This is a genomic window from Streptomyces sp. NPDC030143, from assembly GCF_055573695.1.
This window is the reverse complement of sequence record NZ_JBVIAY010000025.1, coordinates 55,805-75,388: the sequence shown is the minus strand read 5'-3', so window position 1 is coordinate 75,388 and position 19,584 is coordinate 55,805. Positions and strand designations below refer to the sequence as shown.

19 protein-coding genes are annotated in these 19,584 nt (G+C 71.1%); 8 read left to right on the top strand and 11 right to left on the bottom strand.

Features of this window, described 5'->3' with window-relative positions; genetic code table 11:
* Positions 1-204: 204 nt before the first annotated feature.
* Positions 205-1,230, bottom strand: a complete 1,026-nt coding sequence (locus ACZ4YY_RS31600; RefSeq protein WP_468298140.1) for an ATP-dependent 6-phosphofructokinase — start codon at positions 1,228-1,230, stop codon at positions 205-207.
* Between the two features lie 186 nt (positions 1,231-1,416).
* Between ACZ4YY_RS31600 and pta the strand changes: the two genes are divergently transcribed.
* The 3 genes from pta (at position 1,417) to pyk (ending at position 6,235) form a co-directional block, all read left to right on the top strand.
* A complete protein-coding gene (gene pta / locus ACZ4YY_RS31595) occupies positions 1,417-3,507 on the top strand; it encodes a phosphate acetyltransferase (RefSeq protein ID WP_468298138.1) in 2,091 nt (696 codons plus the stop codon).
* Positions 3,504-4,715: an acetate kinase gene (locus tag ACZ4YY_RS31590; protein ID WP_468298136.1), complete on the top strand. Its 1,212-nt coding sequence runs from the start codon at positions 3,504-3,506 to the stop codon at positions 4,713-4,715. The genes pta and ACZ4YY_RS31590 overlap by 4 nt, the downstream gene beginning before the upstream one ends.
* Positions 4,716-4,804: 89 nt before the next feature.
* Positions 4,805-6,235 (top strand): pyruvate kinase, encoded by a 1,431-nt coding sequence (pyk, locus tag ACZ4YY_RS31585; protein WP_468298134.1) that lies wholly within the window; start codon positions 4,805-4,807, stop codon positions 6,233-6,235.
* Positions 6,236-6,364: 129 nt separating this feature from the next.
* On the opposite strand, the gene ACZ4YY_RS31580 is transcribed toward pyk, so the two are convergent.
* The 4 genes from ACZ4YY_RS31580 to ACZ4YY_RS31565 all read right to left on the bottom strand — a co-directional run bounded on the left by ACZ4YY_RS31580 (position 6,365) and on the right by ACZ4YY_RS31565 (position 10,771).
* The gene (locus ACZ4YY_RS31580; protein ID WP_468298132.1) at positions 6,365-7,780 is read right to left on the bottom strand and encodes a hypothetical protein; all 1,416 of its coding nucleotides are present in this window, start codon (positions 7,778-7,780) and stop codon (positions 6,365-6,367) included.
* Positions 7,770-8,396 carry a DUF6114 domain-containing protein gene (locus tag ACZ4YY_RS31575; protein ID WP_468298130.1) on the bottom strand — a complete coding sequence of 209 codons (627 nt, stop codon included), beginning with the start codon at positions 8,394-8,396 and terminating at the stop codon, positions 7,770-7,772. Before ACZ4YY_RS31575 ends, ACZ4YY_RS31580 begins: the two co-directional genes overlap by 11 nt.
* A gap of 118 nt (positions 8,397-8,514) precedes the next feature.
* Positions 8,515-9,150 carry a DUF6230 family protein gene (locus ACZ4YY_RS31570; protein ID WP_468298128.1) on the bottom strand — a complete coding sequence of 212 codons (636 nt, stop codon included), beginning with the start codon at positions 9,148-9,150 and terminating at the stop codon, positions 8,515-8,517.
* 646 nt (positions 9,151-9,796) lie between these two features.
* Positions 9,797-10,771, bottom strand: coding sequence for a tetratricopeptide repeat protein (locus tag ACZ4YY_RS31565; RefSeq protein WP_468298126.1), 975 nt, complete (start codon positions 10,769-10,771; stop codon positions 9,797-9,799).
* A 222-nt stretch (positions 10,772-10,993) separates the two neighbouring features.
* On the opposite strand from ACZ4YY_RS31565, the gene ACZ4YY_RS31560 reads away from it, so the two are divergent.
* A complete protein-coding gene (locus ACZ4YY_RS31560) occupies positions 10,994-11,614 on the top strand; it encodes a TetR/AcrR family transcriptional regulator (protein ID WP_468298124.1) in 621 nt (206 codons plus the stop codon).
* A gap of 218 nt (positions 11,615-11,832) precedes the next feature.
* Here ACZ4YY_RS31560 and ACZ4YY_RS31555 read toward each other — a convergent pair whose 3' ends face one another.
* The 4 genes from ACZ4YY_RS31555 to ACZ4YY_RS31540 form a co-directional block, all read right to left on the bottom strand.
* The gene (locus ACZ4YY_RS31555; RefSeq protein ID WP_468298122.1) at positions 11,833-13,533 is read right to left on the bottom strand and encodes an acyl-CoA mutase large subunit family protein; all 1,701 of its coding nucleotides are present in this window, start codon (positions 13,531-13,533) and stop codon (positions 11,833-11,835) included.
* Between the two features lie 151 nt (positions 13,534-13,684).
* On the bottom strand, positions 13,685-14,023 hold the full coding sequence (locus tag ACZ4YY_RS31550; protein WP_468298120.1) for a DUF3817 domain-containing protein: 339 nt from the start codon (positions 14,021-14,023) through the stop codon (positions 13,685-13,687).
* A gap of 135 nt (positions 14,024-14,158) precedes the next feature.
* On the bottom strand, positions 14,159-14,668 hold the full coding sequence (locus ACZ4YY_RS31545; RefSeq protein WP_468298118.1) for a MarR family winged helix-turn-helix transcriptional regulator: 510 nt from the start codon (positions 14,666-14,668) through the stop codon (positions 14,159-14,161).
* A gap of 73 nt (positions 14,669-14,741) precedes the next feature.
* Positions 14,742-15,791, bottom strand: a complete 1,050-nt coding sequence (locus ACZ4YY_RS31540) for a matrixin family metalloprotease (RefSeq protein WP_468298114.1) — start codon at positions 15,789-15,791, stop codon at positions 14,742-14,744.
* 186 nt (positions 15,792-15,977) lie between these two features.
* Here ACZ4YY_RS31540 and ACZ4YY_RS31535 point away from each other — a divergent pair, with 186 nt between their 5' ends.
* Genes ACZ4YY_RS31535 through ACZ4YY_RS31525 form a run of 3 tightly spaced genes read left to right on the top strand, consistent with a single transcriptional unit; the run spans position 15,978 to position 18,057 of the window.
* Positions 15,978-16,730: a hypothetical protein gene (locus tag ACZ4YY_RS31535; RefSeq protein WP_468298111.1), complete on the top strand. Its 753-nt coding sequence runs from the start codon at positions 15,978-15,980 to the stop codon at positions 16,728-16,730.
* On the top strand, positions 16,727-17,407 hold the full coding sequence (locus ACZ4YY_RS31530) for a DUF4166 domain-containing protein (protein WP_468298109.1): 681 nt from the start codon (positions 16,727-16,729) through the stop codon (positions 17,405-17,407). The genes ACZ4YY_RS31535 and ACZ4YY_RS31530 overlap by 4 nt, the downstream gene beginning before the upstream one ends.
* Positions 17,404-18,057: a TetR/AcrR family transcriptional regulator gene (locus ACZ4YY_RS31525; protein WP_468298107.1), complete on the top strand. Its 654-nt coding sequence runs from the start codon at positions 17,404-17,406 to the stop codon at positions 18,055-18,057. Before ACZ4YY_RS31530 ends, ACZ4YY_RS31525 begins: the two co-directional genes overlap by 4 nt.
* 25 nt (positions 18,058-18,082) lie before the next feature.
* Here the strand turns inward: ACZ4YY_RS31525 and ACZ4YY_RS31520 are convergent, their stop codons facing one another.
* The gene (locus ACZ4YY_RS31520; protein ID WP_468298105.1) at positions 18,083-18,385 is read right to left on the bottom strand and encodes an MTH1187 family thiamine-binding protein; all 303 of its coding nucleotides are present in this window, start codon (positions 18,383-18,385) and stop codon (positions 18,083-18,085) included.
* Positions 18,382-18,729: a DUF3817 domain-containing protein gene (locus ACZ4YY_RS31515; RefSeq protein WP_468298102.1), complete on the bottom strand. Its 348-nt coding sequence runs from the start codon at positions 18,727-18,729 to the stop codon at positions 18,382-18,384. Before ACZ4YY_RS31515 ends, ACZ4YY_RS31520 begins: the two co-directional genes overlap by 4 nt.
* A 222-nt stretch (positions 18,730-18,951) precedes the next feature.
* Here ACZ4YY_RS31515 and ACZ4YY_RS31510 point away from each other — a divergent pair, with 222 nt between their 5' ends.
* Positions 18,952-19,584 carry an AIM24 family protein gene (locus ACZ4YY_RS31510; protein ID WP_468298173.1) on the top strand — a complete coding sequence of 211 codons (633 nt, stop codon included), beginning with the start codon at positions 18,952-18,954 and terminating at the stop codon, positions 19,582-19,584.

Genomic DNA, 19,584 nt, shown 5'->3' with positions numbered 1-19,584 from the left:
CCGTGCCAGGTGTCGCGGGCCGGACGGGCTGTTCGAAGCACGCCTGAGGCGTCCTTGCACTGTGCCCGCCCGGGCCGCGCGGCCCGGGCACCTCGCCGCGTTGCCGGAAAGCCCCGGTAGCTCCGCTACCAGGCCTCTCCGCCGCCTTGCGATGCACGGCACCGGACCGGGCGGCCTGATCAGGCGTCACCGTGCAAGAACCCCTCAGAAGACCGACTCGGCCTCGTCCATGCGGTCCTTCGGCACCGTCTTCAGCTCGGTCACCGCCTCGGCGAGCGGCACCATCACCACGTCGGTGCCGCGCAGCGCCGTCATCCGGCCGAACTCGCCGCGGTGCGCGGCCTCGACGGCGTGCCAGCCGAAGCGGGTGGCGAGGACGCGGTCGTAGGCGGTGGGGACGCCGCCGCGCTGGATGTGGCCGAGGATGACCGGCCGGGCCTCCTTGCCCAGGCGCCGCTCCAGCTCGTACGCCAGCGCGGTGCCGATGCCCTGGAAGCGTTCGTGGCCGAACTTGTCGATCGCGCCCTTGCCGTAGTCCATGGTTCCGTCGGCGGGGTGGGCGCCCTCGGCGACGCAGATGACGGCGAACTTCTTGCCGCGGGCGAAGCGCTCCTCGACCATCTTGACCAGGTCGGCGGGGTCGAAGGGGCGCTCGGGCAGGCAGATGCCGTGGGCACCGGCGGCCATGCCGGACTCCAGGGCGATCCAGCCGGCGTGGCGGCCCATGACCTCGACCACCATCACGCGCTGGTGGGACTCGGCCGTCGTCTTCAGCCGGTCCATCGCCTCGGTGGCGACGCCCACCGCCGTGTCGAAGCCGAAGGTGCGGTCGGTCGAGGAGATGTCGTTGTCGATCGTCTTCGGGACGCCGACGACGGGCAGGCCGGCGTCGCTCAGCATGCGCGCGGCGGTGAGCGTGCCCTCGCCGCCGATCGGGATCAGCGCGTCGATGCCGAAGTCGTGGATCATGTCGCCGGCGCTCTCGCAGGCCTCGCGCAGCCGGTCGCGTTCCAGTCGGGAGGAACCGAGGATCGTGCCGCCGCGGGCCAGGATGCCGCTGACGGCGTTGAGGTCGAGGCTGCGGTAGCGGCGGTCGAGGAGTCCGGCGTAGCCGTCCTCGAAGCCGATGACCTCGTCGCCGTAGTTGTCGACCGCTCGGTGCACGACCGACCGGATCACTGCGTTCAGCCCGGGGCAGTCGCCACCTGCGGTGAGAACTCCGATGCGCATCGTGCTGTGTCTCCTGCTCGCTGTTGATGCCGGTGAGCCACTCCCGATTGTTCCACGCCGACGAGGGCACTGTCTCTTGACGGGCGCCTTACCCACGGACCGGGGTATTGTCAAGAGGGTTCTGCTCACCTCGGTGGGCGATTTTTGTACTCGGCCATATGCCGCCATCTGAAGGGGAGAGCACACGTGACGCGCAGCGTGTACGTCACCGGGATCGACCGCGGCGACGGCCGCCAGGTCGTCGAGCTGGGGGTCATGGAGCTGCTGACCCGGCAGGTCGACCGGGTCGGCGTCTTCCGTCCCCTCGTCCACGACGGCCCGGACCGTCTCTTCGAGCTGCTGCGCGCACGCTACCGGCTGTCGCAGGACCCGGCGACCGTCTACGGCATGGACTATCACGAGGCGTCGGCCCTCCAGGCGGAGCGCGGCGCCGACGAACTGGTCGCCACGCTCGTCGACCGCTTCCACCGCGTGGCCCGCGACTTCGACGTCGTCCTCGTCCTCGGCACCGACTACGCCGACACGCAGTTCCCGGACGAGCTCTCGCTCAATGCCCGGCTGGCCAACGAGTTCGGCGCCTCCGTGATCCCCGTCGTCGGCGGCCGGGGGCAGACCACGGAGTCCGTGCTCGCCGAGACCCGCAACGCCTTCCGCGCCTACGACGGGCTGGGCTGCGACGTGCTGGCCATGGTGACCAACCGGGTGGCCCGCGAGGACCGCGAGGAGATAGCCGAGCGGCTCGCCTCCCGGCTGCCCGTGCCCTGCTACGTGGTGCCCGACGAGCCCGCCCTGTCCGCGCCGACGGTCGCGCAGGTCAGCCACGCCCTGGGGGCGAAGGTGCTGCTCGGCGACGACTCGGGTCTGGCCCGCGACGCCCTCGGCTTCGTCTTCGGCGGCGCGATGCTGCCGAACTTCCTGGACGCCCTGACCCCCGGCTGCCTGGTCGTCACCCCGGGCGACCGCGCCGACCTGGTCGTCGGCTCGCTCGCCGCGCACAGCGCCGGCACCCCGCCGATCGCCGGCATGCTGCTCACCCTGGGCGAGGTCCCCAGCGACGCGGTCCTCACCCTCGCCGCCCGGCTCGCCCCCGGCACGCCCGTCCTGTCGGTGACCGGCAACAGCTTCCCCACCGCCGAGCAGCTGTTCTCCCTGGAGGGCAAGCTGAACGCGGCCACCCCGCGCAAGGCGGAGACCGCGCTCGGCCTGTTCGAGCGGCACGTCGACACCGCCGGCCTCCTCAAGCGGGTCTCCGCGCCGAGCAGCGACCGTGTGACGCCGATGATGTTCGAGCACAAGCTCCTCGAGCAGGCCCGCTCCGACCGGCGACGCGTCGTGCTGCCCGAAGGCACCGAGGAGCGGGTGCTGCACGCGGCCGAGGTGCTGCTGCGCCGCGGCGTCTGCGACCTCACCCTGCTGGGCCCGGTCGACGGCATCCGCAAGAAGGCCGCCGACCTCGGCATCGACCTCGGCGACTGCCGGTTGATCGACCCCGCCACCAGCGAGCTGCGCGACTCCTTCGCCGAGCTGTACGCCGGCTTCCGTGCCCACAGGGGCGTCACCGTGGAGCTGGCGTACGACGTCGTCTCCGACGTGAACTACTTCGGGACGCTGATGGTCCAGGAGGGCCTCGCCGACGGCATGGTGTCGGGTTCGGTGCACTCCACGGCCGCGACCATCCGCCCCGCCTTCGAGATCATCAAGACCAAGCCGGACGCCGACATCGTCTCGTCGGTGTTCTTCATGTGCCTGGCCGACAAGGTGCTGGTGTACGGCGACTGCGCCGTCAACCCCGACCCGAACGCCGAGCAGCTCGCCGACATCGCCATCCAGTCTGCGGCGACGGCCGCCCGGTTCGGCGTGGAGCCGCGGATCGCGATGCTGTCGTACTCCACGGGCACCTCCGGTTCCGGCGCCGACGTCGACAAGGTGCGGGAGGCCACCGAACTCGTCCGCTCGCGCCGCCCCGACCTGCGGATCGAGGGGCCGATCCAGTACGACGCCGCCGTCGAGCCGTCCGTCGCGGCCACCAAGCTGCCGGACTCCGAAGTCGCCGGACAGGCCAGCGTGCTGATCTTCCCCGACCTCAACACCGGCAACAACACCTACAAGGCGGTGCAACGTTCGGCCGGCGCGATCGCCGTCGGCCCCGTGCTCCAGGGTCTGCGCAAGCCGGTCAACGACCTGTCGAGGGGCGCCCTCGTCCAGGACATCGTCAACACCGTGGCCATCACGGCCATCCAGGCCCAGACCTCGACCGAGAAGGCAAACCTCCAGTGACCGCCACCCGTGTCCTCGTCCTCAACTCCGGCTCCTCGTCGGTGAAGTACCAGCTGCTCGACATGCGCGACAGCGGCCGGCTGGCCGTGGGGCTCGTCGAGCGCATCGGTGAGCAGTCCTCCCGGCTCAGGCACACACCCCTGCACGCCGGCGGCGAGGCCCGGGAGTGGACCGGGCCCATCGCCGACCACGACGCCGCTCTGAAGGCCGTCGCCGAGGAGCTGGCCAGGGACGGCATCGGTCTGGACTCGCCCGAACTGGCCGCGATCGGCCACCGGGTGGTGCACGGCGGCCGGCACTTCACCGAGCCGACGGTCGTCGACGACACCGTGCTCGCCGAGATCGAGCGGCTGATCCCGGTGGCCCCGCTGCACAACCCGGCCAACCTCACCGGGATCCGCACCGCGCGGGCGCTGCGCCCGGACCTGCCCCAGGTCGCCGTGTTCGACACCGCGTTCCACACGACGATGCCGGAGTCGGCCGCGCGCTACGCGATCGACGTGGAGACGGCCGACGAGCACCGCATCCGGCGCTACGGCTTCCACGGCACCTCGCACGCCTACGTCTCCCGCGCCACGGCGAAGCTGCTGGGGAAGGCGCCCGAGGAGGTGAACGTCATCGTGCTGCACCTGGGCAACGGGGCGTCCGCCTCGGCCGTGCGGGGCGGCAGGTGCGTCGACACCTCCATGGGACTGACCCCGCTCGAAGGCCTCGTGATGGGTACCCGCTGCGGAGACGCCGACCCGGCCGTCATCTTCCATTTGGCGCGTGTTGGCGGAATGTCCATCGACGAAATCGACACTCTTCTCAACAAGAAGAGCGGGCTGATCGGTCTGTGCGGCGACAACGACATGCGGGAGATCCGGCGGCGGATCGACGAGGGCGACGCCCGGGCGGAGCTCGCCTTCGACATCTACATTCACCGTCTGAGGAAGTACATCGGCGCCTATTGCGCCGTCCTCGGCCGGGTGGACGCCATCGCGTTCACCGCCGGGGTCGGGGAGAACGCGGCACCGGTGCGTGAGGCGGCCGTCGCGGGCCTGGAGACCCTGGGCCTCGCGGTGGACGCCGGGCTGAACGCCGTGCGGAGCGACGAGCCGCGGCTCATCTCGCCCGCGGACGCGCGGGTCAAGGTCGCCGTGGTGCCCACGGACGAGGAGCTGGAGATCGCCACGCAGACCTACGCATTGGTGGGAAACACAAACTGAACCGGAAAGCAACTGAGCACGCACCACCTCATTTGTATCTTCCGCCAGACGGAATATTCCGGAGCGAAACAAACCGATAGGATCGCCCCATGCGCCGTTCGAAAATCGTCTGTACTCTCGGCCCCGCGGTCGACTCCCACGAAATGCTCGTGTCGCTGATCGAGGCCGGCATGAACGTGGCCCGCTTCAACTTCAGCCACGGCACGCACGCCGAGCACCAGGGCCGTTACGACCGGGTCCGGGCCGCCGCCAAGGAGACCGGCCGGGCCATCGGTGTCCTCGCCGACCTCCAGGGCCCCAAGATCCGGCTGGAGACCTTCGCCGAAGGGCCGGTCGAGCTGGTGCGCGGTGACGAGTTCACCATCACCACCGAGGACGTGCCCGGTGACAAGACGATCTGCGGCACCACCTACAAGGGCCTGCCCGGCGACGTCTCGCGCGGCGACCAGATCCTCATCAACGACGGCAACGTCGAGCTGAAGGTCCTGGACGTCGAGGGCCCGCGGGTGCGGACGATCGTCATCGAGGGCGGTGTCATCTCCGACCACAAGGGCATCAACCTGCCCGGCGCGGCCGTCAACGTGCCCGCGCTGAGCGAGAAGGACATCGAGGACCTGCGGTTCGCGCTGCGCATGGGCGCCGACCTGGTCGCGCTGTCCTTCGTCCGGGACGCCAAGGACGTCTCCGACGTCCACCGGATCATGGACGAGGAGGGCCGCCGCGTCCCCGTCATCGCCAAGGTGGAGAAGCCGCAGGCGGTGGAGAACATGGAGGACGTCGTGATGGCGTTCGACGGTGTGATGGTCGCGCGCGGTGACCTCGCCGTCGAGTACCCGCTCGAGAAGGTCCCCATGGTGCAGAAGCGCCTGATCGAGCTGTGCCGGCGCAACGCCAAGCCGGTGATCGTGGCGACCCAGATGATGGAGTCGATGATCACCAACTCCCGTCCGACCCGCGCCGAGGCCTCCGACGTGGCCAACGCGATCCTGGACGGCGCCGACGCGGTCATGCTGTCCGCCGAGTCGAGCGTGGGCGCGTACCCGATCGAGACCGTCAAGACCATGTCGAAGATCGTCGCCGCGGCCGAGACGGAGCTGCTGAGCAAGGGTCTCCAGCCGCTGGTCCCGGGCAAGAAGCCGCGCACGCAGGGTGGTTCGGTCGCCCGCGCCGCCTGCGAGATCGCCGACTTCCTCGGCGGCCGGGGGCTGGTGGCCTTCACGCAGTCCGGCGACACCGCCCGCCGGCTCTCCCGCTACCGCGCCGCCCAGCCGATCATCGCCTTCACCACCGACGAGGGCACCCGCAACCAGCTGGCGCTCAGCTGGGGCGTCGAGTCGCACGTGGTGCCGTTCGTGAACAGCACCGACGAGATGGTCGACCTGGTGGACCAGGAGATCACCAAGCTCAACCGCTTCAGCCCCGGTGAGATCGTGATCATCACCGCCGGCTCGCCGCCCGGCGTCCCCGGCACCACCAACATGGTCCGCGTCCACCACCTCGGCGTGGGCTCCCCCAACTGAGCCCGAACCCACCGTGAACGGCGCTGAGGGCGCCCCCTGCGACACAGGGGGCGCCCTCAGGCCGTTGCGGCTCCCGGACGGGATCGTGGGTACTGCTCGGTGCTGCGGGTTCTGCCGGGTGCCGCGGTCCTACTTGGTGCTGAAGACGTGCATCCCCGGGACGTGCAGGTCGCCGCCGAACTGGCCGGCCTGGACGACCTTGACGTTGGTGAAGTAGATGAGCGGGATGTTCAGCGGCGGCGGGTGCTCCGGGCTGAACGTCACGGGTATCAGCCCGAACAGGTTGCCCGAGATGCTCTCGGTGTACATGAGCGTGTCGCCGTTGCGGATCGTGGACGTCGTGCCCGAGCCGGCCTGGACGTGGTACGTGACGCCGGCCTGCTTGTCCTTGACCGTCTGGTGCAGGTCGCCGATGTCGGTGCCCTGGGAGACGACGTACTTCAGGACCTTCTTCTTCGTCCCGTTGGCCGTCTTCACCTCGACGATGCCCTGGTAGTCGGCGCCCTTGAGCAGCAGCGAGCTGGCGTCCAGCTGCCAGGGGTCGTCCGGCAGCGGCACCTTGTTGTCGACGCCGGACTCGTCCTCGGTGGCGACGGGACAGTCGTCCACGTCCGTGGAGGCGCTCGCCGACGGGCTCGGGGAGGCGGTGGCGTCGGCCGCGTCGGAGGCTTCCTCCTCCGCCTTCTCCGTGGTGTCCTCGGCCGTCCCGGCCGCCTTGTCGGCGGTGTCCCGCACGGCGTCGGTGGTGTCCTTCGCCGCGTCGGAGCCGTTCTCGCCGGAGCCGCCCGTGCCGGAGCCGGTGGACCCCGAGCCGGACGAACCGGAGCCGGTGGAGCCGGAGTCCGCCGACGTGTCCCCGCTCGCGGAGGCGGAGGGGGAGGCCGACGGCGCGGGACTCGCGTCGCCCGTGGCGCCGGAGTCCTTGGTGCCGTCGAAGAGGTCCGTGAGGGCGTCCCCGATGTTCTCCAGAACGTTCTTGTCGCTCTCGGACGGCGACGGGCTCGCGGTCGCCGTGTCGCCGCCGGACGTCGAGGTCTGGGGCGTGGCCGCCGACGGGGACGCGGAGGGCTCGGGCCGGGTCCCCTCGTCGGAACCCGGATCCGACGAAGCGTCACCCGGGGTGTCCTTGCCGTCGGTGGAACCGGCGGAGTCGCCGGAGCCGTCCGAACCGCCCGCGGACTCGTCCTTGGCGTCGTCCTTGGAGTCGTCCTTGCCCTCGTCCGCCGAGCCTCCCGCGCTCTCCGACGCGGAGGGCGAGGGCGAGGCCGACGGGCCGGCCGCCTCGTTCTCGAGGGCGGCGACGCAGTCCTTGTACTCGTCGACGGTGAGGCTCTTGGACGTGGGCTGGTCCTCGGCGTTGGCGAGGGTGGGCGTGAAGCCCATCCCCATGAGGACCGCGGTCGGCATGGCCGCCAGGGCTATCGCCTTGCCGGCGGGCATGTGGAGCCTGGTGAACAGCGGCTTCTTGGGTGCCGCGTGGCGCGGCCCGGTTCTCACACGGGCAGCGTCCACATCGCTCCCGGTGGTCACCTCGTCAGCCGGCACTGTGCCTCCCGTTCGCCCCGTTGGCCGGGCTCGTTCCTGACAGATCGTTCGGCTCGTCCGCGCCCTGGGCGGCGCCGGCGTCGTCCTTGGTGAGGGCCGGACCCGAGCTGTACGGGTTCACGACCGCGCCGTGCGCGGGGGCGTGGTGGCCCGCCGGGAACGCGCCCTCGGGAGCGACGCCCCCGGTGGGGCCGGTCTCCGGCGCCGGCTGCGGCGCGGAGGACGGGCCGGGTGCCCAGGAGACCGCCATGGCCCCGCCGACCAGCGCGAGCAGGAAGCCGATGAGGAAGCCGCCGAGGTTGGACACCGGGATGGACACCAGGCCCAGCAGGATCGCCGCGACGCCCGCGAAGACGCGGACGTGCTTCTGGAACCACAGACTGATGCCCAGGACGCCGAGCAGCACGCCGATGATCAGGGAGCCTGCGCCGGCGGTGGTCGCCATCGCGAGCGTCAGGTGACCGATCTGCAGGTTGGCGTACGGGAAGTAGGCGATGGGGAATCCGCCGAGGAGTACGAACAGGCCGGCCCAGAACGGCCTCGTGCCCCGCCAGGCGCGGAACTGCTGCCTACGGCGGGTGAACTGGCCGGGGGCGACAGGGGTCTCGGCGCTCATGGAAAACAGCTCCCTGGTGCGGCGTTGCTGTGGTGGAGAGTGGTGCGACAGGTGAAGACCCGCGCTTCAGACTGGACGGGCGGGGGCGCCACCGGCTCCCCCGCCCGTCACAGAGTGCTTAGTAGCACTCCTTGACACCCGTCGACAGCGACATCTTCAGGCCGCTGAGCTTGAAGGTTCCGGCGGTGGTGGCCCACGCCGTCTGCTTCACGTCGGTCAGGACGGCCGACTCGGCCTGCTGTGCGAACCCGTAGGGGTTGGCCTGCTCGCTGCCGCCCTTCATGCCGGGACCCTTGTTGAGGTCCTTGGCGGCCACACCGATGTCGATGTTGGTGAACGTGGCGTCGGCCGCCAGGTCCTCGACGTCGATGTAGAGGTTCTCGGCCTCGACCGGCTTGCCGTTGCCGCCGGCCTTCAGCGTGAGGCTGACCGAGCCGATCAGCGGGATGTTCGGGGTGACCACGGACTGGCACATGTTCGTGATCGAGGCGTTCTTGAACGCCGAGACGGCGACGGGGTGAGCCGTCTTCTTGCCGTCGAGGGTGTAACCCGCGTCGAGCGCGCCGTACTGCGAGAAGCCCGTACCGACGAGCTTGTCCGCGGTGACCTTGAACGACTGACCCGACACGCTGAACGACGCGGCGAGCGCACCCTGCGCGAGGGCGACGCCTATACACGCCGTGGCGGCCACGCTGGGCACCATGACCACAGCGAACCGCTTCCATCTGGTCCCGCCACGCACCTGGGACTCCATATTTCCTCCTTCTCGGACGTACATCTCCTGATCCCGACTCGCCCCCGATGCGGCGGCTCAGCCGGGCAGGGATGGGAGAAGTGCTACGTCCTCGGGAAGGGGAGCGCCCGTACCCGGAGGCGAGAACCGCGCCCGAATCACCGGCGATCACCCCCGAGCGACAACCACTGGTCGCGCCTGACACGCATCACGCACAACCTTGCTGGACAGGCTTCGCCGCAGCGAAGACCCCCCTGCCCAAGGGCCGGCGCCACTGTCGACGGCCCTGCTCGGTGGGGACCCAGGAAAACCCGTTGACCCAACCGGCTGTCGGGGTACGGGAATGGACCGAGCGTGGCCGATCGTGGTGCATTCTCGCCGCCCGCACAAGGGGGTTCGTTACTCGCTAGTAACGACCGGATAACCGAACAACGACCCATAGGTCTCGACCGACGACGCTGGGTGGCAGACATGCCCAGGACAAAACTGTTGATCGCTGGACAGAATCCGACAGATCAACGCCCCCGGCTTACTGCCAGTAACAGCGGCCGCGATTACCAAGATTTGGTAAAGCGCGGCCGCAGGGGGACGGTTTCGGCAGAACTTTCACCCGGGCGCCACAGGCCCCGGCGTTTAGCGACTGGTCAGAACCGGGCCCTCGCCCGGCTCAGAACAGGGCGCGCGCCAGCGCCCTGCGCGCCGCGGTCACCCGCGGGTCGTCGGGCCCGACCACCTCGAACAGCTCCAGCAGCCGCACGCGTACCGCGTCGCGGTCCTCACCGGCCGTGCGCTGCACGGTGTCGATGAGCCGTCCGAACGCGTCCTCGACGTGACCGCCCACCAGATCCAGGTCGGCGGCGGCGATCTGCGCCCCCACGTCATTCGGCTTGTCCGCGGCGTCCTTGCGCACCTGCTGCGGGTCCATGTCCTGCACCCGCTGGAGCAACTCGGCCTGGGACAGCCCGAGTTTGGCCTCGGTGTTGCCCGGGTCGTCGGCGAGGACGTTCTGGTACGCCCGCACCGCACCGCCGAGGTCCCCGGCGTCGAGTGCCCGCACGGCGGCTTCGAGCAGGGTGTCGTGGGGGCCGACCGGTGCGGCGGGGGCCTCGGTGCGGCCGCCCGGCTCGGCGTCGGGGTCGACGGTCAGACCGGTCAGGCCGAAGCGCTCTTCGGCGACCTGCACCAACTGGTCGAGGGTCTGGCGGATCTGCGCCTCGCCGGCGGCTCCCTGGAAGAGCGGCAGCGCCTGCCCGGCGACGACGGCGAACACGGCCGGGATCCCCTGGACCCCGAACTGCTGCATCAGCATCTGGTTGGCGTCGACGTCGATCTTGGCCAGCAGGAAGCGCCCGTCGTACTCGACGGCGAGCCGCTCCAGGACCGGGCTCAGCTGCTTGCAGGGCTGGCACCACTCGGCCCAGAAGTCGATGACGACGGGCACCTCGGCGGACCGCTGGAGGACGTCCCGCTCGAACCCGGCCTCATCGACGTCGATGACGAGGTCGGCGGGGGACACGGCCCCCGCCCCGCCCTGTCGGGCGGCTTCGGCCCGCGCCTGCTCCGCCTTCGCCTTGGCCTCCTGGGCCGCCTTCACCGCGGCGAGGTCGACGACTCCGCTCATGGACATGTTCCGTGGCTGCATGCGTCTATCCTCCCCCGTCAGCGCCTGTGCGTGAAAAGCGATCCGAAAAGTGCGCCGGGTCCCCACCCCGCGTCGGCGGATCACGGCTCGCGTACGTCCGTCACGAGCTTTCGCTACGAGTCGTAGCGTAATGCCGAGGGGGCCCTCCGCGGGACCGTTCCCCGGTGATCTCCCTCACTGCTCCCCCGCCGTACCCCGGGACGGGCCCGATATCGTCGGAGCATGCAGAGCCGTACCCCCGCCGGCCGTCCGGGGCGTCCGCGCAGCGCCACCGCGGACGCCGCGATCCTGGCCGCCACACGGGACGCCCTGATCGAGCTGGGCTGGTCCGGACTCACCCTGGGAGACGTGGCATCACGCGCCGGGGTTGCGAAAACGACGCTCTACCGTCGCTGGGCCGGCAAGAACGAACTCGTCGTCGACGCGGTTGCCGAGCTCTTCGGCGAACTGGAACTCCCCGACCGCGGCAGCCTCGCCGCCGACATCGAGGGCGTGGTCCTGCAGTTCGCGGCGATCCTCGCCCGCCCCGAGGCCCGCAGCGGACTGATGGCGGTGGTCGCCGAGTCCACCCGCGACGACGCCCTGCGCGCACGCATCCGCGCCTCCGTCGTCGAACCCCAGAAGGACCTGGTCCTCGAGGGCCGGGCCCGCGCCCAGGCCCGTGGCGAGCTCCCCCCGCAGACCGACCCGCGGGAGTCCGCCCACACGGTCGACCTCATCTTCGACGTCGTCGCGGGCGCGGTGGTCCACCGCACCCTGGTGAGCGCGGAACCGGCGGACCAGGAGTGGGTGCGCGCCTTCACCCGGCTCCTCCTGCACGGCCTGGCCGGCGAACGGGGCTAGGGGCCCATCGAGAGCTCCGAACAAAGGCGTCCCAAGAGCTCCGGACAAGGGGAGGCCGATCGGCTCGCGGCGTCCGGTGCCGTGCATCGCAAGGCGGAGGGGCGTCCGCGTACCGGGGTGTACGCGGACGATCCCGACCACGCGGCGAGGCGCCGTGCCGGGTGTCGCGGCCGGACGGACGGCCCGCGACACGCCCCAGGGCCCGTCGTCCGCCCGGTTCAGAACCCGGCGGGCTCGGTGTACACGCCCCACTCGTCCCGCAGGACGTCGCAGATCTCCCCCAGCGTGGCCTCCGCGCGCACGGCGACCAGCATCGGCTCGATCATGTTCGCCCCCTCCCGGGCCGCCGCGACCATGGCGTCCAGGGCCGCCCGCACGGCCGCGTCGTCCCGCGCGACCCGCCGTCCCGCGAGCACCCGGACCTGCTCCCGCTCCACCTCGTGGCTGACCCGCAGGATCTCCAGGTCCCCGGTCACCGAACTGGTGTGCGCGTTGACGCCGACGACCCTCTTCTCCCCCTTCTCCAGGGCCTGCTGGTACCGGAACGCCGACTCGGCGATCTCCCCGGTGAACCAGCCGTCCTCGATCCCCCGCAGGATCCCGGAGGTGATCGGACCGATGGGGTGCCGGCCGTCGGGGTGCGCCCGCAGACCCCGCTCCCTGATCTGCTCGAAGATCTTCTCGGCGTCGGCCTCGATCCGGTCCGTCAACTGCTCGACGTACCAGGAACCGCCCAGCGGGTCGGCGACGTTGGCGACCCCGGTCTCCTCCATCAGCACCTGCTGCGTGCGCAGCGCGATCTCCGCGGCCTGCTCGCTCGGCAGGGCCAGCGTCTCGTCCAGTGCGTTGGTGTGCAGGGAGTTGGTCCCGCCGAGCACCGCCGCGAGCGCCTCCACCGCCGTCCGCACCACGTTGTTGTACGGCTGCTGGGCCGTCAGCGAGACCCCCGCGGTCTGGGTGTGGAACCGCAGCCACTGCGCCTTCTCGGTCCGCGCCCCGTAGACGTCGCGCATCCACCGGGCCCAGATCCTGCGCGCCGCGCGGAACTTGGCGATCTCCTCGAAGAAGTCGACGTGCGCGTCGAAGAAGAAGGAGAGCCCGGGCGCGAACACGTCGACGTCCAGACCGCGGCTGAGCCCCAGCTCGACGTAACCGAAGCCGTCCGCGAGCGTGTACGCCAGCTCCTGTGCGGCCGTCGCTCCGGCCTCGCGGATGTGGTAGCCGGAGACGGACAGCGGCTTGTAGGCGGGGATGCCGGCCGCGCAGTACTCCATGAGGTCGCCGATGAGGCGCAGGTGCGGCTCGGGCGGGAAGAGCCACTCCTTCTGCGCGATGTACTCCTTGAAGATGTCGGTCTGGAGCGTGCCGTTGAGGACGGCGGGATCGACGCCCTGGCGCTCGGCCGCGACGAGGTACATGCAGAAGACGGGCACGGCGGGCCCGCTGATCGTCATCGAGGTGGTGACGTCCCCGAGCGGGATGCCCTTGAACAGCACCTCCATGTCGGCGGCCGAGTCGATGGCGACCCCGCAGTGCCCGACCTCGCCGAGCGAGCGCCGGTCGTCGGAGTCGCGGCCCATCAGGGTCGGCATGTCGAACGCGACGGACAGGCCCCCGCCGCCGTTGGCGAGGATCATCTTGTAGCGCTCGTTGGTCTGCTCGGCGTTGCCGAACCCGGCGAACTGCCGGATGGTCCACGTACGCCCCCGGTAGCCGGTGGGGTACAGCCCGCGGGTGAAGGGGTACTCCCCGGGCCACCCGATCCGCTCGAACCCCTCGTAGGTGTCGCCGGGCCGGGGCCCGTACACCGGCTCCACGGGATCCCCGGAGAGCGTGGTGAAGTCCGCCTCACGCGTGCGTGCGGCGTCGTACCGGGCCTGCCAGCGTCGGCGGCCCTCCTCGATGGCGTCAGCGTCCATACCCCCGAATTTACTAGGACGTCCTAGTAAATGTCGATGGCAGACCGCCGTACGCGTGCCGTACGGCGGTGGAGCCCGGGTGGGCGCAGGGGTCCTCGCGCCCTGCACGACACCGGACCGCGCGGCCCGGGCGGGCATGGTGCAAGGGCCCTCAGGCCTTGGCGACCGCCGGGGCGTCCTCGGCGATCTTGGACTCCAGCTCGCGGCTGATCCGGCGCTCGACGAAGAACGCGGCCGTCGGAACGGTCCCGGCCAGCAGCACCCACAGCTGCCGGGCGACCGGCCACTTGGCCTTGGAGCCCAGGTCGAAGGCGAAGACCAGGTAGAGGACGTACAGCCAGCCGTGCGCGATGCCCACGACACTGGTGAAGCTGTCCGCGCCGTCCATCTTGAGCAGGTACTTGGCGATCACGCCGAGGGTCAGCAGGACCAGCAGCACACCGGTGACGTAGGCCATGACGCGGTAGCGGGTCAGCACGCTCTTCTTCATGCCGTCGAGCGTAACCGCCCGTTCCGGGAGATCTTGCGCCGGGTCGACGCTGTCCGACGCCCGTCGGCGGTACCCCGCCGGGGACCGGACCCGCCGGTCACCGCTCCCGCGCGCGGCACGGCCTCAGCCCGCCGTTCACTGCTCCTCGAAGTCGTGTGCGGCGATCCGCAGCGGGCGCAGCATCGCGAAGATCTCCGCGCACTCCTCGGCGTCGTACACGCCGAGGCCGAAGTCCATCGCCATCAGGTCGCGGGTGGCGGCCTCGACGACCTCGCGGCCCTTGTCGGTGATCGAGGCGAGGGTGCCGCGGCCGTCGTTGGGGTTGGGGCGCTTGTCGACCAGACCGGACCGCACCAGGCGGTCGACGGTGTTGGTCACGGAGGTGGGGTGGACCATGAGCCGCTCACCGATCTTCGACATCGGCAGCTCGCCGGCCTTGGAGAAGTTGAGCAGCACCAGCGCCTCGTAGCGCGCGAACGTCAGCCCGTACGGCTTGACCACCGCGTCCACCTCGGCGAGGAGGATCTGGTGGGCGCGCATGATCGAGGTGATCGCGGCCATGGACGGCACGTTGCCCCAGCGCTGTTTCCAGAGCTCGTCGGCGCGGGCGATCGGGTCGAAGGGGAGGCTGAGCGGCTTCGGCACGGCATCAGACCCTACCCGTCGGTCATATCGTGGGCAGCCCCGTCTCGGCTTTCGGTACAGGGACCGGCCGCGCTCAGTAGAGCGCCCGCAGGCCCAGCACGTCCCCCTTGCCCAGGGTCCGGGCGCTCGTCGAGCACGCGAACGAGTTGGTGTACATGGTCTGGGCCTCGTGCCCGGGGCCGACGTGGGCCAGGCCGAAGACGTGACCCGCCTCGTGGGTGGCGACACTGCGGATGTCGTACGCGTCGGTGCAGGCGCCGGTGGGGTGGTCGGTGAACGTGTAGTCGCCGGTGTTGAAGCGGACGTCGGCCTCCTTCAGCCAGTCCGGGCGGCCGGACATCGGACGGCTCCAGGTACAGGTCGTGGCGACGACGGCGCCGGTGAGGTCACCCGCGTCCCACACACTCACCCCGTCCCGCGCGGTGCAGCGGGCCTCGTGGTCGATGTCGGCCTCCTGGCGGGTCGCGCCCCAGTACTTGGCCCGCGCCCCGACGACGTCGCCGTACCCGCAGTCGTTGCGGCTGGTGATGATGGTGGTGATGGCGTCGGTGAAGGCTCGGCGCGCTTCGGCGCGGGAGACGTTGCCGGGCAGGGCGTCGTCGCCGAGCCACCAGTCGTAGGTGCCGTACTCCTTGTGGTCGGTGACGGCATGGGCGGCGTCGGCGCACTTGGCACGGGGAGCGGCCGGGGCGGCCTGTGCGTGGGCGTGGGTGTGAGCGTGTTCCGCGGCGTCGGCGGCGACGCCGGGGGCAGCGCCGCCGCTCGGCTCGTAGGCGTAGGAGACCGTGCCGTCCGCGGCGACCTCCAGGGTGAAGCCGTGCCGGGAGCCGTCCACCGTCAGCGCGTCGACGCCGACCTTCGTGCCCGGCTCGGGGACGGTCACCCCGGCGCCGGCATGGGTGACGACGCGCCCGACGGCGCCGCAGTCGATCACCGACGATCCGGCGGGCAGATCGTCCACGGTCAGCGTCCCGGGCGGGAGTGCGCACCGGCCGCCGTCCGCGCCCGCCGCGCCTTCCGCGCGCCCCGGCGCGTCACCGCCGCCCACCGCCGACAGCGTCGCCGCGAGGGCGACCGCCACGATCGCCCTGCCCACCGCTCCCGGCCCGTGCCGCCCTGCCACTTCGCCTCCCTCTGCCCGGACCGACCACCCGGCGGGCGGCTTCATCGGTCCGCAAGAGGCTAGCCCTCCGTGACGCGGCGGAAACCCTCCGCCACTCCACCTCATTGAGCGATCGCTCAAACAGGTGTACCGTCCCCCTCAGAGGGTTGAGCGATCGCTCAAAACCCGTCTACCTGGGGGATTGGCATGGGGCTCTACGTCGAGGCGCTGATCCGCGCCGATCTGGATGATCTCTGGACCCGCACACAGGACCCCGCGCAGCACCAACGGTGGGACCTGCGATTCACCGAGATCGACTACCTGCCGCGCGCACAGGAGGAGCCGCAGCGCTTCCGGTACGCCACGCGCGTGCTGCCGTTCCTGACGATCACCGGCACCGGCGTATCGGCGGGGGAACGGCAGCGGCCCGACGGCACGCGCACCTCCGCCCTGCGCTTCGCCTCCCCCCATCCGCTCTCACTGCTCGCCGAGGGCAGCGGCTACTGGCGTTACGTGCCCGAAGGCGACGGCGTCCGCTTCCTCACCGGCTACGACTACCGGCCCCGCTGGGGTGCCTTCGGCGCGGTCGTCGACCGGCTGCTCCTGCGCCCGCTGATGGGCTGGGCGACGGCCTGGTCCTTCGACCGGCTGCGGCTGTGGCTGGAGCGGGGCGTCACACCGGAGCGCGCGCTGCGCAACTGGCTCGTAGAGCTGGCCGTGCGCGCCCTGGTCGTCACCCTCGCCTGCACGGGGCTGGGCAGGGAGTCCCTGCTGCTCCTGCTCGGCCCGCTCGCCGCGTCGATGGCGTACGTCTGCCCCCTGCTGCTGAGCGTCCTGGTGTGCCTGGCCCTGTTCAAGGCGCCCCTGTCGGGCACGCCGGCGGCGCGCCGCTGTCTGCGCACCCCGCCCGCACGCGCGTGTGCCCCCCGTCTCCTGCGCGCTCTGGAGGACCCGCGATGACCTCGATCTTCCGCACGGCGATGGGGGCCGACTTCGACCGTCTGCACCCGCAGGTGCGGCGCCGCTTCTCGGTGGGGCTCGCGAGCGGCCTGGCCTGCACGGGGCGGGGCGTGATGGACCGCGTCTGGCACGGCCCGGCGTTCGTGAGGCCGTTCCTGGCGCTGGGCGCCACCCGCAACATCCTGGTCCCGCGCGCGGGACGCCGGGTGCCGTTCGTCATCGAGAACGTGCCGTACACGGACTCCTTCGGCCGTGAGACGGTGAGTTTCGTGCGTACCTTCGACCTGCCCGGCCGGGCCCGCCGGTTCGACGCCCAGATGGTGCTCGGTCCCCGGGGCGACCGCATCCTCGACTACCTGGGCACCCACCAGCACCTCGCGACGGAGCTGCACTTCCGGGCGGAACCGGACGGCTCCCTGCTGATCCGCTCCGGTGAGCACCGCTTCCGGGAGGGGTGGGTGGACGCTCGCGTGCCCGAGCTGATCGGGGCGACGGCCGAGGTGCGCGAGTCGTACGACGACGCCACGGGCCGTTTCCGGATCCGGGTCGCCGTGGTGAACCGCCACGTCGGCCCGCTGTTCGGCTACGAGGGCTCCTTCACGGCCGAGTACACCGACGTCCGCGTCTGCGGGGTGCGGCCGGGGCTGCGCCCGGTGCGCGAGGAGGCGCGCGCGTGAGCCCGGAGACGGCCAAGTCCCTGGAGACGCGGACCAAGCTGCTGGAAGGGGCGCTGCGCACGCTCAGCGAGCAGGGCATCGCCCGGACGTCGGCCCGTACGGTCGCGGCGACCGCCGGGGTCAACCAGGCCCTGGTCTTCTACCACTTCGGCTCGGTCGACGAGCTGCTCGCGGCGGCCTGCCGGTACGGCGCCGAGCGGTCGGTGGCGCGCTACCGCGCCCGCTTCGAGACCGTGACCTCACTGTCGGAGCTGCTCGCCATGGGGCGGGAAATCCACGAGCAGGAGCTGTCCGGGGGTCATGTCATGCTCCTCGGCCAGCTGCTGGCGGGCGCGCAGACGCACGCCACCCTGGGGCCGGCCACGGCGGCGGGGCTCGAGCTGTGGATCGTGGAGATCGAGAAGGTCCTGCACCGGGTCCTCGCAGGCACCCCGTTCGGAGAGTTCGCCGACGCGGCGGGGCTGGCCCGGGCGGTCGCGGCGTCGTTCGTGGGGATCGAGCTGTACGAGGGGGTCGACGGGGCGGGGGCGGCGGCGGCCCTGGACGCGCTGGAGCAGCTGGGGATGCTGGTGGGCGCGCTGGAGGAGCTTGGGCCGGTGGCCCAGCGGGCGGTGCGGCAGTACCTGCGGCGGGCGTCGGGGAGGCGGTGAGGAACCCCGCCCTCCCGGACGGCCGTCACTCCCCCTGCTGCGCCAGGTGCCTCTCGACGGTCTCCACCTTGGACGTCAGTCCGTCGGTCACGCCGGGCCGGACGTCGGCCTTGAGGACCAGGGACACGCGCGGCGCCCGGGCCTCGACGGCGGCGACGGCACGCCGGACGACGTCCATGACCTCGTCCCACTCCCCCTCGACGGAGGTGAACATGGCGTCGGTGCGGTTCGGCAGGCCGGACTCGCGGACGACCCGGACGGCGTCGGCGACGTACTCCCCGACGTCCTCGCCCACGCCGAGCGGGGTGACCGAGAAGGCGACGATCACGAGGCCTCCACCACGCCCTCGCGGCGGGCGCGGGAGGCGATGACCGCGTCCTCGGCCTCGCGGCGCAGCCTGCGGTCGGCGAAGAAGCCGCCGGTCGGCAGGACGGAGAGGACGAAGTAGAGGGCCGCGGTCCCCAGCGGCCACTTGGCGCGGTTCCAGGCGTCGGCCCAGAAGATCACGTAGAGGACGAACAGCACGCCGTGGACCATGCCCATCACGGGCACCGCGTTGAAGTCCGTGGTCCGCTTCAGCACCGAGCAGACGAGCAGCAGCAGGAAGGAGATGGCCTCGGGGCCGGAGACCAGGCGGAGGCGGCGGAGGGCGGAGGCTGTCTTGAGGTCCACGGGTCACCTTCGGATGGGGGATCGGTGGAGGATCCGGTCTTTGTGAACGCACGCACAAGCGTTCGTCCATTGTGACAAACGCGGGGCCGTGCCGGAGGGCGGGGGGTGGGGTCTGCGTCCGCAAGGGTGGGCGGACACCCCCTAAGGGTGCGATCAGGGGTGATCTCCACCTCCCGGCTCTGTCGGACGGGGCGGTGTCGGGCTATTTTTCGCAGCGTGGCGATGTTCCGACTGCAAGGCAGCAAGGTGCTCGCCGTCGACATGACCGGGGACGCCGTGAAGGCGAAGAACGGCTCGATGGTCGCGTACGACGGGCAGATGGCCTTCAAGAAGCTCAGTGGTGGCGGCGAGGGTCTGCGGGGGATGGTGACCCGGCGGCTCACCGGCGAGCAGATGACCGTGATGGAGGTGAGAGGGCAGGGCACGTGCTGGTTCGCCGACCGTGCCTCCGAGATCAACCTCGTCAGTCTCCAGGGGGACAAGCTGTACGTGGAGTCGAGCAATCTGCTGGCGACCGACGGCGGCCTGCGGACCGGCACGAGTTTCACCGGCCTGCGCGGCGCCTCCCAGGGCAACGGGCTGTTCACGACGACCGTGGAGGGGACCGGACAGGCGGCCATCACCTCCGACGGGCCGGCGGTGGTGCTCCGGGTCAGCCCGCAGTACCCGCTGACGGTCGACCCGGGCGCGTACATCGCGCACCAGGGCGACGTCCGTCAGTCCTTCCAGGCCGGTGTGACGTTCCGCACGTTCATGGGCGAGGGCGGCGGCGAGGCCTTCCAGATCCGCTTCGAGGGGGACGGCCTGGTGTACGTCCAGCCGAGCGAGCGGAACACGATCGCGGGAGATGTGTGA